The 14,736-nt window shown below is 37.7% G+C and carries 16 protein-coding genes; 3 read left to right on the top strand and 13 right to left on the bottom strand.

Features of this window, described 5'->3' with window-relative positions; genetic code table 11:
* Window positions 1-3 precede the first annotated feature (3 nt).
* Window positions 4-399, bottom strand: coding sequence for a DUF2177 family protein (locus PYW30_RS04010; protein ID WP_004258051.1), 396 nt, complete (start codon window positions 397-399; stop codon window positions 4-6).
* A 204-nt stretch (window positions 400-603) separates the two neighbouring features.
* On the opposite strand from PYW30_RS04010, the gene PYW30_RS04005 reads away from it, so the two are divergent.
* Entirely contained in the window at window positions 604-1,761 is a 1,158-nt protein-coding gene (locus PYW30_RS04005) for a DUF998 domain-containing protein (protein ID WP_004258055.1), read from the top strand.
* A 40-nt stretch (window positions 1,762-1,801) separates the two neighbouring features.
* On the opposite strand, the gene PYW30_RS04000 is transcribed toward PYW30_RS04005, so the two are convergent.
* From PYW30_RS04000 to PYW30_RS03985, 4 genes are read right to left on the bottom strand one after another with little or no spacing between them, the layout of a single operon-like run.
* Entirely contained in the window at window positions 1,802-2,314 is a 513-nt protein-coding gene (locus PYW30_RS04000) for an Asp23/Gls24 family envelope stress response protein (RefSeq protein WP_004258059.1), read from the bottom strand.
* Window positions 2,315-2,345: 31 nt separating this feature from the next.
* Entirely contained in the window at window positions 2,346-2,531 is a 186-nt protein-coding gene (locus tag PYW30_RS03995) for a DUF2273 domain-containing protein (protein WP_014024594.1), read from the bottom strand.
* A gap of 11 nt (window positions 2,532-2,542) precedes the next feature.
* Window positions 2,543-3,100 carry an alkaline shock response membrane anchor protein AmaP gene (gene amaP / locus PYW30_RS03990; RefSeq protein WP_042218644.1) on the bottom strand — a complete coding sequence of 186 codons (558 nt, stop codon included), beginning with the start codon at window positions 3,098-3,100 and terminating at the stop codon, window positions 2,543-2,545.
* Between the two features lie 32 nt (window positions 3,101-3,132).
* On the bottom strand, window positions 3,133-3,375 hold the full coding sequence (locus PYW30_RS03985; protein WP_004258069.1) for a GlsB/YeaQ/YmgE family stress response membrane protein: 243 nt from the start codon (window positions 3,373-3,375) through the stop codon (window positions 3,133-3,135).
* 204 nt (window positions 3,376-3,579) lie between these two features.
* On the opposite strand from PYW30_RS03985, the gene PYW30_RS03980 reads away from it, so the two are divergent.
* Window positions 3,580-4,119 carry a hypothetical protein gene (locus PYW30_RS03980; RefSeq protein WP_016170956.1) on the top strand — a complete coding sequence of 180 codons (540 nt, stop codon included), beginning with the start codon at window positions 3,580-3,582 and terminating at the stop codon, window positions 4,117-4,119.
* A 200-nt stretch (window positions 4,120-4,319) separates the two neighbouring features.
* On the opposite strand, the gene PYW30_RS03975 is transcribed toward PYW30_RS03980, so the two are convergent.
* The 6 genes from PYW30_RS03975 to PYW30_RS03950 all read right to left on the bottom strand — a co-directional run bounded on the left by PYW30_RS03975 (window position 4,320) and on the right by PYW30_RS03950 (window position 12,429).
* Window positions 4,320-4,904: an isochorismatase family protein gene (locus PYW30_RS03975; RefSeq protein ID WP_042218641.1), complete on the bottom strand. Its 585-nt coding sequence runs from the start codon at window positions 4,902-4,904 to the stop codon at window positions 4,320-4,322.
* 24 nt (window positions 4,905-4,928) lie between these two features.
* Window positions 4,929-7,364, bottom strand: coding sequence for a ribonuclease R (gene rnr, locus PYW30_RS03970; RefSeq protein ID WP_042218639.1), 2,436 nt, complete (start codon window positions 7,362-7,364; stop codon window positions 4,929-4,931).
* Window positions 7,365-7,620: 256 nt separating this feature from the next.
* Window positions 7,621-8,250, bottom strand: coding sequence for an NUDIX hydrolase N-terminal domain-containing protein (locus PYW30_RS03965; RefSeq protein ID WP_042218637.1), 630 nt, complete (start codon window positions 8,248-8,250; stop codon window positions 7,621-7,623).
* Window positions 8,251-8,755: 505 nt separating this feature from the next.
* The gene (yjeM, locus tag PYW30_RS03960; protein ID WP_042218636.1) at window positions 8,756-10,291 is read right to left on the bottom strand and encodes a glutamate/gamma-aminobutyrate family transporter YjeM; all 1,536 of its coding nucleotides are present in this window, start codon (window positions 10,289-10,291) and stop codon (window positions 8,756-8,758) included.
* A 279-nt stretch (window positions 10,292-10,570) separates the two neighbouring features.
* Complete coding sequence (locus PYW30_RS03955) at window positions 10,571-11,740, bottom strand: VOC family protein (RefSeq protein ID WP_042218707.1); 1,170 nt, start codon at window positions 11,738-11,740, stop codon at window positions 10,571-10,573.
* A 77-nt stretch (window positions 11,741-11,817) separates the two neighbouring features.
* A complete protein-coding gene (locus PYW30_RS03950) occupies window positions 11,818-12,429 on the bottom strand; it encodes an alpha/beta hydrolase (protein WP_042218634.1) in 612 nt (203 codons plus the stop codon).
* Between the two features lie 321 nt (window positions 12,430-12,750).
* Here PYW30_RS03950 and PYW30_RS03945 point away from each other — a divergent pair, with 321 nt between their 5' ends.
* Window positions 12,751-13,212 carry a DUF2798 domain-containing protein gene (locus PYW30_RS03945; RefSeq protein WP_014024585.1) on the top strand — a complete coding sequence of 154 codons (462 nt, stop codon included), beginning with the start codon at window positions 12,751-12,753 and terminating at the stop codon, window positions 13,210-13,212.
* A 225-nt stretch (window positions 13,213-13,437) separates the two neighbouring features.
* On the opposite strand, the gene secG is transcribed toward PYW30_RS03945, so the two are convergent.
* Both secG and trxB read right to left on the bottom strand, forming a co-directional pair.
* On the bottom strand, window positions 13,438-13,686 hold the full coding sequence (secG, locus tag PYW30_RS03940; RefSeq protein ID WP_004258115.1) for a preprotein translocase subunit SecG: 249 nt from the start codon (window positions 13,684-13,686) through the stop codon (window positions 13,438-13,440).
* A gap of 112 nt (window positions 13,687-13,798) precedes the next feature.
* A complete protein-coding gene (trxB, locus tag PYW30_RS03935; protein WP_042218632.1) occupies window positions 13,799-14,719 on the bottom strand; it encodes a thioredoxin-disulfide reductase in 921 nt (306 codons plus the stop codon).
* Window positions 14,720-14,736: the final 17 nt, after the last annotated feature.

Genomic DNA, 14,736 nt, shown 5'->3' with positions numbered 1-14,736 from the left:
CTTCTAAAGCTTTGCAGCAATTATATAAGTGAGTATTGCACTAAGGGAAGTCACAAAGCTCCCCCAAATCATATCAACAATTGTAATTTTCAATGGCCAACCGCTCAATGTCGCAAGATTTGTCAAATCATATGTGGCATAACACACCGCTCCAAAAAAGGCTCCTGCTAAAAGAACATAAGAAAGGCTTTCTTTTTCTTGTCCAGGTACCAAAACAAAAAACACAAGAGCAGCCACATAAATAAGGTAAAAAATAACAGCTGGTAAAAGTTTGGTTTGCCCCATCAGATGACCAATATTGGGTTGATAAAATTTTTTATGAGCAAAGACGAGCCATAAACTATCTAAAATAAGGAAAATCACAGCATTGATTAAAAACAACTTTAAAAATTGAAACATCTTGTCCCTCTTTTCCACGTCGTAACCTACTCGGCAACCGATTTCATTTCATTAATTCTAACACTTCTCTCTAAAATTTGCGAAAAACTCAACTCAAATCTATCAATTCAGAAAGTTTTCATTTCGTCAATGAAGCAGAGAAGTTAAATCGTCAAAATATTGATATAATAATAAGAATAGGAATTTAAAAGATGGAGAAGATAAATGAAAAAAATTATTGAAATTCCGGACGAAGTTGCGGATAAATTTGAGCAACAAAACTATAAAATGTCAGTTGAACACAATCAGATTGTCTTAAAAAGTGATGTTGATCAGCTTGATGCCCAAAATTTTTCGTTACACTATATGCTTATTCCCAGTTTATTAAGTTTACTTATCTCGCTACTTACTTTCTTTTTAAGTGGGCATTCTCAGATTAATTTCACGGGCGGCCGGTATCATTCTGTTGCTGGAATCAGCATGCTGTGTGCAACAATCATTGGCTTTGTAACCTTCCTCTGGGTTTACGCCAAGCAAAATACATCACCACAAAAACGCATGCTCAGTAGGATAAGAGAGCTTGTCACAATCAGCCTTGCCTATACCTTGATTGTTTTTGCGATTCAAGCATTAATTTGGTACATTCTGGGGATGACCTTTGTCGGTGTAACTCTCGATCGCTTCACAGCTTCTTTTGTAGCTGCACTCTTTTCAGCTATTGTTTTTTACTTTTTGATTCTCTTTGCAGCCTCGGTTAAAATTTCCCACCTGATTATTTTATTGTTCATTACCTTTATCGGTGGTATTTTCCTTTCCATGGCTACTAATGGTCAAAATGCTTGGTGGCAATACAACTTTAGCTTTTTAGGGACGGGTGAAGCTAAAAATCAATGGCAATTTAATTTCACAATGATTTTTTCTGCCTTGATGCTATTAACGATTACTGATTATTTATTTATGGATTTTCAAAAAAGTGACTTGTACAATTTCAAAGTCAAGATTGTTCAAGCTTTCTATTATATCATTGCTCTATTTATTGCTGGTGTAGGTATTTTCCCCGCTCAGTCATGGACAATGACCTTTCACAATGCCTCTGCCTATGGTATCGTTTTGTGTATTATTATCTTGATTGTATTAAGTAAATATCTTTTACCCCAAATTTCGAGAGAATTTCTTAGCATGTCCGCTATTGTTTTTATTGCCCTTGTCACTTCAGCAATTTTATTTCTGAAAGTGCACTATCTGTCTTTGACGGTTTTCGAGATTATTGCATTTGCAATTTCCTTTACATGGTTGGTCCTGATGATTAATGCTCTCCAAAAAATGCTTCATGAATCAAGCGTCTATCAAGTTGAAGTTGTCGAACTAAAGGAAAATATTTAATAAAAAAACAAGGAGATATTCTCCTTGCTTTTTTTATATTTTATTTTACACGTGGTCCATCATCATCGCTGACTTTGTCTTTCACTTGATCAACTTTTTCAGAAGTAAATCGTCCTGTAGATTTTGCGGCATCGCCTACTTTATCTTGGAGGCTTTGTTCGTCTTGTTTTTGTTGTTCTTTCGTTTTAACATCAATAACATCCACGTTGACTTCTACGACTTCAAGGTCTGTCATGCCTTTCACTTCTTTTGAAATAACTTCTTTTATATTTTTGTAAATGTCTGGAACATATTTCTTATATTCAGCTACGATTTTAAGATCGACCGCAACCTGTTGTTTACCCACTTCGACACCTACACCAGAAGTTACATCGTCCGTATTGACAAGTTTTCCTGTGAGATTAGACAAGAAGCCACCATCAACTGCAAGCAGACCGTCAACTTTTTCCAAGGCAAGTCCTACGATTTTTTGAATCACTTTATCTTCATAAGTTAAAGTTCCACTTACTTCATCCACTGAGTTGTCCAAAGTTTTTTTGTTTTCTTGTACCATAGCTTCTCCTTTTTATTTATAAATTATTTAATTATTTTTTACCAATTTTATCAATATATCCTGTACGTTTGAGATAGAAACCAACATAACTACCAAGCGCGATGAGTAAAAACAGTAAGAGCATCTTCCAAAAACCAATTGTAAAGATACAAATGGCGATGATTGCTCCAATTGCCCCACCTATAATTGGATATTGATATTCTTCTAAAAGATTCATCTAACCTCCAATCATAACACACGTGAACTGCTTTTACGCTGTGGTGTGATAGCGTTCACTTTTATTTTCAAACTTAGATGATGATTTACCCCGAGAAACTCTTTCAGGCCTTTACCGATTTCTTCTTCGATAAGCAAAGCCTTTTCTGAAATTTGCACCCGAGGAATAATCTCACCTTTAATCACAACCTTAACCTTATTTTTACCTAGCAACGTATCGATTTTCGGGTCTTTAATATATCCATTTTCTTTAAGTGCTTCTCGCACAAAGCCTTCAATCGCAGATTTTTTAAGAAGCAGTTCCCCTCTACCTTCTCCTAGTACAAAGCCGGTATATCTTCTTGGATAGAAGATGATAACGAGTAAAAGAATGAGTAAGAGTATTCCTAATATGCCCGTTGCAAACAAGAAATATGTAGGCAAGTAGGGGCCAATATAAGGAACCTGCGACATATCCTTAATTGGCTGGATTATATCAAATTTTCCGAGTGTGTAAAGAAACAGTGGTAGGATGATTGTAATAAGAAATAAATCAACTAAAATTAGAATAAATTTTTTTCCTTTTGACACATTTCCTCCTCCCGTTTTAATGCAGCTCCTGTTTAATCACTCATTTTGCTTAAGAAGAAAGAAACAACAGCTACCACGATAACGGCACCGATAATAGAAGGTATAAGCGCCATACCTGCTAAACTAGGGCCCCATGATCCCAGTAAAGCTTGACCAACAGCAGAACCTACAAGACCTGCTAAGATATTAGCAATCCATCCCATAGATTTCCCTTTACTTGTGATTGCACCCGCAATCACCCCGATAATTGCACCAACGATTAATGACCAAATCATAAAGCACCTCTTTCTTTCTATTTATTATTTTTTCTATATAATAATTCTAACAAAGTTAAAAAACGCTTACAAATTATTCGACTTATCTTTTCTAGATGAGAGTTTTTCCTTCATTATCTTTTAATTTATAGATAATTAAACAGGTTTTTCAGAGACAATATGTTATACTGGAAGAAAGAAAAGGAATTTTAAGGAGTCTTACATATGAAAAAATTTAAATTATCATTACTTTTAGTTAGTTCATTAGCTGCAGTTGTGCTACTGGCCGCTTGTAGCAATACGACTAGCGCAAAGAAAGACGCATCTTCTGAACCTTCTAGCTCTGTTAAAAGCTCAAGCGAAAGTACAAGTAAAACCAGCAGTTCAGAAACAACAACATCTGAAAGCTCAGATGCCAGTTCAACTTCAGATTCCACAACAGCTACTTCTGAAGCCCCAGCAACCTCTGAACAACCGGCCGCATCTACAACACCAGAAAGCTCAGATCAAGGTTGGGTCGATAACTCAAATAACCCTGTAGAAAATAACGGTGCAGGTGGCCATAGCCCTCAGGCTGACCCTAATGCAACACCCTCTAGTTCTGAAACAACTCCAAACGGACGTGCTTGGGTCTTGGTTTACGTAGACAAAGCAGGCAACAAGCATGAGTCAACAGTTTCAACATCCTACAAGGAACTTCAAGACAAAGCGAATGCGCTACTCGCTTCAGGTGAAGCAACATCTTATTACTTCATTCAAAAATAGGGAATGGATACTAAAAAGACTAACTTAAGTTAGTCTTTTTATTGTTTTATGCAAGATCAACATAGCTTTACGGTGATTTATTTAATCCCCCAATTTTTCATCAAATATTTAAAGATATAAAAAGTTCAAGATTCTGAAAAGCTTTTGCTCTTCTCCATCTTGAACTTTTCAAATGATCAAAAACTCTTGCGCTCTATGGTCTAATCTTGTAACATTTTCAATACTTGCTCTGTCGAGCGGACTCGTCCTAAGCGTGTAAAAATACCATTAACGATACCTGTATGTAGCGCACCATTAAAGTCTGTCATTGCATCTTCAACAGCAATCACATTATATCCGTGTTGATAAGCTTCACGTGCCGTTGTATCACAACCAATCGTTGTGGCAACACCTGTCAAGATAATATTCTCGATGCCTCGTCTACGTAACTGCACATCCAGATCTGTGCCATAAAAAGCGCCCCAATTGTGCTTTTTGACATGGATCTTATTTTTAACCTCTTCATCATAAGCCAATGAAAAAACAAATTGGCTATAATCTTCGGGAAGTGGCCCAGAAGCACTTGTATTTGCATCTGTAAGCGGAGTGAGCGTTTCTGGTCCATAATTCTTCACATGGACAAAGACGATAAGTCCTGCTGTATCCTTGAACTTCTCCAGCAATCTATCATTTTTTGCAAGAATTTCTTCCTTACTATAGGGTTCGAGCTGTGGACGATTTACGATACCTTTTTGTAAATCAATCAGGACCAAGGCCGTTTTCTCAAGATTCAAATGTTCTGACATAGACTTTTCTCCTCTAAAGTATTTTTATTTTTTCGATTTTTTCTTCGTATTTTTTCCAAATTTTCCTTTTGCTGCATCCGCGTAGAAAGGTTTCTTTTTTTTCTTTTTATTTGGTTTTTTATCGAAATCGTTCTTGCGCTCTCGATCCTCGTCCTTGGATTTTCCTCTGTATTTTTTATTTTTACTCTTTTCAGAGAAGTTTTTTTCACGTTTTGAAGCTTTATGCTCATCTTTATTTTCGGAACGGTTAGCTTTCGGTCTACGGCGTGGGCCTTTTTCTTTTTTGGATTTTAAGTTACTTTCCACCACATCAAGGTCGCTCTTGATATATTCAAAGTCAATATCACCGGTAACTTTATCCGCTTTAGTGACTTGGATTTTGATGGGTTGACCAATACGGAAAACAAGCCCAGTTTTTTCTCCTACAAGCGCCATCATACGTTCATGGAAGTTCATATACTCCCCTTTAATAGTAGAAATATGAACCAAACCTTCGATGGTATTTTCAAGCTCAATAAACATCCCAAAGCGAGTAACGCTAGCAATAACACCTTCGAACTGTTCGCCGACATGTTTTTCCATAAATTCGGCTTTTTTCATCTTTTCAACTTCCCGTTCAGCATCAACGGCCCGACGTTCACGGTTACTTGACTGCTGAGCAATTTCGGGTATTTTTTCCGCCCAATATTCGATAGTCTTTGGACTTGGTTGAGCCAGCTCACGGATCAAGCGGTGAACAATTAAGTCAGGATAACGACGAATCGGACTGGTAAAGTGCGTATAGTTTTCTGCTGCTAAGCCAAAGTGACCGTAGTTGTCTTCCGAATAGCGTGCTTGTTGCATCGAACGCAGAAGCATTGTTGAGAGGACCATTTCTCCTGGTTGGCCTTTCACTTTTTTCAAAAATTCTTGCAAGGCTTTTTGACTAACTTCTGTCGAAATTCCTTTGACTTGCAAGCCAAAGGTCGCAGCAAAGTCGATAAAGCGGGTCATTTTTTCTTCTTTTGGATATTCGTGAATACGATAAATCCCTGGTAAATGACGTGTTTCAAAACTGCTTGCAACTGTTTCATTAGCAATCAACATGAAGGATTCAATCATGCGTTCGGCTGTTCCACGACTGCGCTTACGAATTTCGATAGGCAAACCATTTTCATCCACGATAATACGCGCTTCCATAGTTTCAAAATCAATTGCCCCACGACGACGGCGCATCGCTGCTAAAGCTTCGTGAAGTTCAGACATGATCTCTACGGATTCTTTAATTGCAGCATATTTTTCTAATGCTTCTTGGTTACCAGCAAGCATCAAGTTGACATCATCATAGGTCATACGTTCAGTCGTCTTGATAATGGAAGGACCTATTTGTGATTGAAGGACTTTTCCTTCAGGCGTAATCTCCATCACACAAGACTGCGTCATGCGATTAACGCGTGGGTTGAGTGAACAGATACCGTTCGAGAGTCGTTCAGGCAGCATTGGCACGACACGATCGGCCACATATACCGATGTACCACGCTCAAAAGCTTCACGGTCCAAGGGAGAATTTTCCGTGACATAGTGTGACACGTCCGCGATGTGAACGCCCAACTCATAGTTACCATTGTCCAAGCGTTTGATATGCACAGCATCATCTAGGTCTTTTGCATCGGCACCATCGATGGTGAATGTAATCTCATTACGATAGTCCACGCGCCCCATGAGGGCTTTCTCATCAACTTCTTCTGGAATAGCGTCCGCTTGCGCCAAAACGTCTTCTGGAAATTCAGAACGAATACCAAGTGAAGCTAAAACTTCAAGAACATCAATTCCTTTATCACCCGCTTGACCGACAATTTCAACAGCCAAGCCTTGCATACTTTTGGGATTTTTCTTATCCGGATAAGCGGTAATATCAACACGCACTACTGCTTTATCCTCTGGTATCAAGCCCTTATCTGTCAAAAAGACATGATAAGGCAACTTTTTATTGCGTGATTTTACATAGCCGATACGTTCAAACTCTTGACGTTCTTTTTCATCAAATTTGACAAAAGTTCCGACAAGCTGAGTGACCGAACGCTTTAAAACCTCTGTAACTACACCTTCAGCACTTGTACCTTTTAAAGGATTGGCATTACTTTTCAGTTCGACTTTTACTTCATCTCCTTCAAGAGCAAAAGCTGTTCTTCCTTTAGGAATAAAAACGTCAGGTTCATCAGAATCAACTGTTACAAAACCAAAACCGTTCGCATTAGCACGAAAGATCCCGACAAGCTCTGCTTTTACTTCGGCAAGTGTTACTTTTCCATTATTTGTAAATTCCAGTAGTCCTTCACCTTCAAGAGCAGCTAAAGTTTTAACAAATAGTTTAAAATCTGAAGCCTTTGTTAGGTCAAGTTCCATTGCCAGTTCTTCAACAGCATAGGCTTTCTTTGGATGCTTTTTAAGTTCATCCAATATAACTTCTTTTATTTTCATGTTTCTCCAATATTTCTTTTTATCTGTGCACTTTTGCGATTTTTTCAATCCCAAACAACTGCATTATTATTTTTAAAATTAAAATGCGGACTGTCAGCAGCCCGCTACTTTTTGGTTCAATAAACGATAAAATCTTAACTCATTTCTCCGTAATCGTTTATTCAATAGGGCACTCATCCTAAACAGCCCAATCTTTTTCATCGTCCGCATGGAATAATGATATTATAACATATTTGATATTTTCATGAACCACCTTTTACTGCACACGATCAAATTTTGCTCCTGCTGTTGGGTGATGATGATATTCAAAGGCCTCCAGAAGATCCTCACGTGTGTTTCGATCTACGGAGATATTCTGCAAGGTTTCAATTTCTTCCCGTGAGAAAAAGCGTGCCTCCGAAGTTTCTAAGCCTGGCTGCAGCTCAAAAGTTTTTGCCTCACAATAAAAGAAGAGTTTATAAACATAATTCAAGCTTTTAGGATAAGCGTGCTTGGCCTTATCAACAAGCTTAAACAACTGCAAAGGTATCACTTCAAGCCCGCTCTCTTCTCTTACTTCTTTTTGAGCGATTTCTGCGGGGGAATAACCGACGTCTGCCCACCCGCCAGGCAAAGACCATTGTCCTTCGTCTTTTTCTTTCACAAGTAAGAGACGGTCATCCTCAAAGACCACAGCTCTGATATCTACTTTAGGTGTGACATAACCTAAATCTTCATTAAAGAAGGCTTCCAGTTCAGCTTCTGAGTAAGAGGTCAGTTTTTGAGAAATGTCAAAGAGAATTTCTTTCATTTCTCCCAATCTTTCTCGGTCGTATACATCTTTATTATAATACAAAGATGTGTTCACAAGAGCTTTGAGTTTTGCTAGAGCTTGGGTTGTATCCATTGCTAGTCCTCCTTCTCTCATTTTATCACACGTATGAAATGATGCAAACACCTTACGCTACTCCTATTTTAAATAGATACAGAAAGTATTTATCTTAGCTCATAAATGAAAAAACATCCCCATCTTCAAAAGATAAGGATACTTTTTCCGGGATTACTTAAAACGCTGTCCACGCTTTCGTCTTATCAAACGAATAACTACACCCGATAATCCACAAAAGAGAGCACCCACGGAGGCTATCGCTCCCAGCCCTTCTAAAAATAATTTGTGCGAGTGTGCGCCATAGCTAAATAAAACAAGACCAACTGCTATTATGACAAGCCACGTACTGCTTATTCTGATTCGATCGTCCATTATGTTCCTCATATGTTTTGGTAGGCTATTATTATAGCATATAATGTCATTAATCCTTTCAAAATAAATTGTGGTGAGGAATTTTTCCAAAGGAAGATTAGGAATTCCCTAAAATTGTAATGGCCTCTTCCTCAAAGCCCTCGTCCTTTACCTATATTTTAACCTTAACGGTTTGCTTCTTATAGTTTCGGATCAACCACCAGCCTAATATACTGAAGACAACTGGTCCGGCGATCATTGAGATAATATCGGAATAAACACTTCCCAAAGAAATTTCACCTGGCGCTTGGAGATAATTTATGACGGGTTCGATAATTGTAAAAAAGTCCGCCAAAATAATCATCAAGGCTGCAACCCAAGAAATTCCAATAGCAAAAGCTTGATTTTTCATAATCGTAAAAGGTTTCTCAATAGCATAATTTTTCTTGAATTTGATATAAGCAAAGACGATAAAGACATATGGTAGACTGGAAGCAATATTACTCATATTAGTAATAACCAAGAAGAATTTATCTGCTGCTCCCTTATTGATGAGTGAAATGCCCATATTCAGTAAAATCATCAGGGTCACAATGATGAATTGCGCTTTCATAGCATTTTTAGGCACGCCATTCTCGATTTTTCCAAGCTTTCCTGGCCATACTTTTTCCGGTGTCCCCTCCATCAGTTGTTTAAGAGGAGAATAAATCAAGGTAAAGAGCGCGCCAGTAAGTGACAAAAACATAGAGAGTCCCACATAACGTGCAAAAACTGTTCCCCAAGTATGTACAGCACCAGACGATAGATTGAAAGATTCTGCCAGTTTCTCACCGAGCTGCTGCATCATAAAATAAGTAATATTCCCTTGATTGACTGAACCATCCATAATCCCCGGAATCCAGTCTTTATCAAAATTAATGAAAAACCCTGTACAAAGAATCATGAAAGAATAACCAATACCAATAATGGCAGCCGAAAGTAAGATGCCTTTAGGAAAGTTCTTTTTCGGTTCCACAGTTTCATCAACCAATCCTCCCACGGATTCTACACCAGCGTAGGCAAAAATAGCATAAACTAAGAAAGCGATAAAAGTAACAAAACTTGCAGGTTGCAATGTTGGATTTGGTGTTGAAATCAAGGATTTTATCGTTAAGGGTGTTGCGGGCTGAAAACCACTTCTCGATAAGATAATAAAGGCCCCGATGATGAGAATAAAATTAAGTGAAACAACTGCAATTCCTCCGACTGAGGCCACTTTTTTTATGGTTTCAAGGCCTTTAAGGGAAATGAAAGTCACAAGAAACATGATAAGAATGGCCAAGAGTGACACGATCACTGTGCTCGGTAAGATTGTTGTACCAAAGATCATGTTCGAGATAGGTACAAGTATCCGATTACCTACAGAGACAAACCAGATAACCCATGACATGTACCACATCAATGTACCAATCATGGCAAATGATGGCCCCTCTGATTTTTCCATCCATGTGTAAATACCGCCTTTTTCAGCATTAAAAGCTGAACCAAATTCAGTGACCATTAAAGAAAATGGAATGAAAAAGACTAAGGCACTAATAATGTACCAAATGATTGAGCAATAACCCATTTGAAAAAAGGCGAGTGGAACATTCCCAAAGCCATACACCGATGTAAAAATCATCAGGGCTAAAGAAATTGCTGTTAATTTATTTTTTTTTAGTTGCGACATTTTCTTCCTCTTTACGTATTTCTTTGGATTTATTATACAGTTATATGTATATTTATGCAAGTATTTGTTAATAAACCATAGAAAGTATAAATGGAAATAAAGGATTTTTCTCTTGACCATCCTTGAGTCTGCATAAAAACGGAGTATATTTCACTCTTTTTTTAAACGAATTCTAAAAAATCTGTGAGATGGATATTTATGATACAGATCTTGCCCATAATTTATAACAAAAAAAGTATTTCTACCATAGTGATAGAAACACTTTTTTCAGATTATTTTTTATTTTCCCAGATAACGTTGTTCGAAAGCTTCAAGACTTTCACCTTCTCGGCGCTCAACAACTTTTTCAACGGTCCATAATTCATCATGGCTACGATCACGCATCGTATCCGAAGTATCTAAAGGACGTAAACTTGCTGCTGTACGTGCTTTGATAGCTTCATCTTCTGGGAAAAGATGAGGAGGTAAACTTAAGTCTTTCCCTGCTTCTTCTTTTGATTCGTCAATCCAGAAACCTGAAGTAATTAATGACTCTTCATAACTGTCAACAGCTCCATCACCTGACTCAGCCATATCCAGAGCGCCAATACCTGGGGTAAATGTTGCAATTTCAAACAGTACGCCTGGAGCAACTCGCACATATTCACTAGAGAAATAGAAACGATCCACCAAGCCTGAATGTGGCAAACGGAAAGCTTGAATACGTTCAATCCAGTAATTTAAAGTTTCAGGATTTGTCGTTCCTAAAGCCAAATGGTGAATTGTACCATAACCTTGATAAGCATAACGTTCATTTTCTTGCGCTTCTTCAATGATCAAGGCCGCACCATTGCCTCCATTAGCTACTTCAAAAAGATGCAAATTATTTTCTTGGCCCGCATACCGGAAGCCGAAGACTGTTTCTAAAATAATCCGTAAATTGTAAGTATCCGTAACTTTCACAAAGACTGGACCCATGCCAATGATTCCATGTTCAGGCGCTACATTTGAGAGAAGCCATGAACGGTCAAGTGCAGCATCACCTGTGTTGTCTTGATCGGAAATCAATTGGTACTTTTGACCATCAAAATCTTCAAATTCGAGTGTTTTCTTGCCAAATTTGACATTGATATCGCCATGGTTAACATGTGCTTTTTCAAAACGCTCTGTCCAGTAAGTAAGAGAGGCGTCACTTGGTACACGAAACGAAGCACGTTCAATATTATTTGCACCATGCATTCCCTTAGGAATATCCTTGAAGTCAAAGAAGGTCATGTTCGGACTTTTCCCATCTTCCCCTGTGAAGTAAAGGTGATAAGTTTCATAATCATCTTGATTGACGGTCAATTTTGCCAAACGTAAGCCTAAAATATTTGTAAAAAAGTCATAATTCTTTTGTGCGCTTGATGTGATTGCTGTAACGTGGTGAACACCACCAAGGATGTTTTGTGTTTCAATTTCTGTGTTCATGGGATTGTCCTCTTTTTTTAGTTTTTTTATAATTTTTTCGATGGGAAAGGTATGTTCATGTACGCTTATCTTTTTCTTCATGTCACTAACCATCTCTTTGCTGCTACAAGTTCGTCATTGCTTAATTGGTGACCAAAATTGGCTTTAAATACCTCTAGCTCACATTCTGTCTTTTGTAAGTCAGAAGAAAGTTCTTCAAGATTTGCCCGACTCACGATGGGATCATTATCCGCGTGAGTCAGGAAAATTTTACTTTCATCTGCAATTACAGGTTCCTCTATATCTGTAAGTTGCATGGCATGAAAGGATAAAACTCTATCAAATTGCATGAGGCCCTTCAGCTGCATATACAGTGCAACGTTTGCACCATTGGAATAGCCAATTACTGCAAGTCGCGTAAGATCCAGTTGATGCTTTTCCCCTAAGCGTGTCACTTCGGTAGCCAGCCATTGGGATTCTTGGCTCAGCGATTCTAAGTCAAAATTTTCTTTCGTAAAACCAGCTCCTTTGAGTTTAAAGTAGCGGTTTATCCCTTGCTCACTAACTCGTCCACGAATGGATAAGAGAGGGTGATTGGGAAATAAGTCTTCCGCCAGTGGAAGCAACTGCTGTTCATCACCACCTGTGCTATGCAAAACCAGAACAGGTGCAAGACTTTTATCGCCAGGTTTAAAAATATAGTTGGTCATTTTATCTCCTCTTTTTGATAACAGATTGGCCTTGCCTATTTTTGATAGAGCCTCAACATCGTTTTTTGTTTGTTTTAAATTTCATTTTTTGTCCTTCTTCGTTTACATTTGTAAACTACATTTGTATTATATCGTTTACTTTTGTAAACGTCAAGTATTTAAGATTATTTTTTTAAAAATTTTTTTAGTGATGAAAAGACTGCGACTGACTATACTTGTCCTTGAAATTTTACTTTTTTTGTTCTTTAACAAGTTTTCACTTACGAAGACCCGGTCATTTATGTTATGATATAGTGCACTTAAAAAGAATGGAGAAAAAAGATGCCTAAAAATTTTAAAGAAGAACTTGTTTTTACCGGATTAATTGCTGGAATGATGGTTTTTGGAATGACCATGTATAATGTTTTTAAAGCCAGCGGGATAAATATGGAAAGTTGGGGAAATGTAGCTACTGGTTTTCCACTCGCTCTACTTGTTGCTGTCATACTTGATCTTGCACTTGTTGGTCCACTTGCGAAAAAAATTGTCTTTTCTCATATCGAAAAAAAGAACTTACAGCCCTCTCCTGCACAACTTGGAATTTTTATTTCCTTGTTCATGATTCTTGGAATGGTTACCCTTATGTCTATTTTCGGGATTATCATGGAGGGTGCACCAACGACAGATAGTTTACTCCTCTTGTATGGCAAAACATGGGTATTAAACATTATCGTGGCACTTCCCCTTCAATTACTTTTGGTCGGCCCAAGTTCACGCTTTATTTTTGCGAAAATTTATCGTTAAATGTCTGAAGAGTACTAAAAAAGTCCCTTTAAAAGATAAAGGGACTTTTTAATGAAAAGAAAAAACTCTCCGAGTTGGAGAGTAAATTGAAATTATGAAATTATGTATTTAAATTGTATCAAAAAATTTACACAAGAGGTTAACATTTGCCTATAAATTTTTATTTTTAAATAAAAAAAGCGCGCCATTATTTTTTGACCGCTTCATTTGCATGTTATGATTATTTTATTTCGTAGAGAGAACGACCAAGATAAAACCAAGCACAAGCCAGATACCAATAGTAATACCTGTAAAACGTTGCATTACAGCTTCAAAACCACGCGCTTTACGTCGTTCAAATAGCTCTCCTGAACCACCTGAAAAAGCATCAGCTGCACCATCTTGTTTAGAAGGTTGCATCAAAATTGAAATAACTAAAATTGCAGAAATAACCAACATAATGACGAGTAAAACGTCGTAAATTACTTTATCCATATATACTTTTCTTCCTTAATCAGAATTACACTAATAAGATTATAACACATTTATTACTAGAATACGAACGATAAAAACAAAAAAGAACGGCAGTAATGCACGTTCTTTTTATTTAACCTTCTACATATTTGTAAGCTTCTTGAGCGGCTTGGGCTCCATCACCTACAGCAGTAGTAATTTGGCGAAAATCTTTTTGACGAACATCACCAACGGCAAAGATACCTGGAATGCTTGTCTTCATCGTAGCATCTGTGATAATCCAACCTTCTTCATCTGTAATACCTAAATCACGAGCAAATTCAGATACAGCATCCAAACCTACATAGATAAAGAGACCACCGAAATTGGCTTCTGTAACTTCACCTGTCTTAACGTTTTTATAACGTACAGATTCAATTTTACGTTCGTCACCTTTGATTTCTTCAAGAACAGAGTCCCAGATAAATTTTATTTTATCGTTAGCAAAGGCACGTTCTTGAATAATTTTTTGGGCACGTAATTCATCACGGCGATGCATGATGGTTACTGTTTTACCAAAACGCGTTAAGAAAATTGCTTCTTCGACAGCGGAATCACCACCACCAACAACCAAGATATCTTGATCACGGAAGAATGCTCCGTCACAGACCGCACAGTAAGACACTCCACGGGCACCGTATTCTTCTTCACCAGGCACGCCTAGCTTACGGTGATTTGCTCCTGTCGCAATAATAATTGATTTTGTTTCAAATACTTCTTCTTCAGTATTGATTGTTTTTGTTGCACCATTATCAATGATGGATGTGACAAAACCATAAGCATTTTCAACACCAAGATCAGCTAAAGGCTCATACATTTTCATTGAAAGTTCAGGACCCATGATTTGACCATAGCCTGGGTAATTTTCAATTTCTGCTGTATTATTCATTTGCCCGCCTGGAACACCTCGTTCCAAAAGCAAGGTTTTCATTTCACTTCTAGCGCTGTACATAGCTGCGGTCATGCCCGCAGGCCCTGCACCAATAACTACTACATCGTAAATTTTTTCTGTCATAATTCACCTCTTCAAGT

Source organism: Lactococcus garvieae subsp. garvieae (assembly GCF_029024465.1).
GTDB classification, from domain to species: domain Bacteria; phylum Bacillota; class Bacilli; order Lactobacillales; family Streptococcaceae; genus Lactococcus; species Lactococcus garvieae.
This window is presented reverse-complemented; position numbering and strand designations above follow the sequence as displayed.

Coding starts and splice junctions, on each gene's coding strand:
- PYW30_RS03955 (WP_042218707.1), bottom strand. CDS start 11,740: ATGAACACAGAAATTGAAACACAAAACATCCTTGGTGGTGTTCACCAC.
- secG (WP_004258115.1), bottom strand. CDS start 13,686: ATGGATAAAGTAATTTACGACGTTTTACTCGTCATTATGTTGGTTATT.
- PYW30_RS03980 (WP_016170956.1), top strand. CDS start 3,580: ATGAAAAAATTTAAATTATCATTACTTTTAGTTAGTTCATTAGCTGCA.
- PYW30_RS04010 (WP_004258051.1), bottom strand. CDS start 399: ATGTTTCAATTTTTAAAGTTGTTTTTAATCAATGCTGTGATTTTCCTT.
- yjeM (WP_042218636.1), bottom strand. CDS start 10,291: ATGTCGCAACTAAAAAAAAATAAATTAACAGCAATTTCTTTAGCCCTG.
- PYW30_RS03950 (WP_042218634.1), bottom strand. CDS start 12,429: ATGACCAACTATATTTTTAAACCTGGCGATAAAAGTCTTGCACCTGTT.
- PYW30_RS03985 (WP_004258069.1), bottom strand. CDS start 3,375: ATGATTTGGTCATTAATCGTTGGTGCAATTATCGGGGTGATTGCGGGT.
- PYW30_RS04005 (WP_004258055.1), top strand. CDS start 604: ATGAAAAAAATTATTGAAATTCCGGACGAAGTTGCGGATAAATTTGAG.
- rnr (WP_042218639.1), bottom strand. CDS start 7,364: ATGAAAATAAAAGAAGTTATATTGGATGAACTTAAAAAGCATCCAAAG.
- trxB (WP_042218632.1), bottom strand. CDS start 14,719: ATGACAGAAAAAATTTACGATGTAGTAGTTATTGGTGCAGGGCCTGCG.
- PYW30_RS03945 (WP_014024585.1), top strand. CDS start 12,751: ATGCCTAAAAATTTTAAAGAAGAACTTGTTTTTACCGGATTAATTGCT.
- PYW30_RS03975 (WP_042218641.1), bottom strand. CDS start 4,904: ATGTCAGAACATTTGAATCTTGAGAAAACGGCCTTGGTCCTGATTGAT.
- PYW30_RS03965 (WP_042218637.1), bottom strand. CDS start 8,250: ATGGATACAACCCAAGCTCTAGCAAAACTCAAAGCTCTTGTGAACACA.
- PYW30_RS03995 (WP_014024594.1), bottom strand. CDS start 2,531: ATGAATCTTTTAGAAGAATATCAATATCCAATTATAGGTGGGGCAATT.
- PYW30_RS04000 (WP_004258059.1), bottom strand. CDS start 2,314: ATGGTACAAGAAAACAAAAAAACTTTGGACAACTCAGTGGATGAAGTA.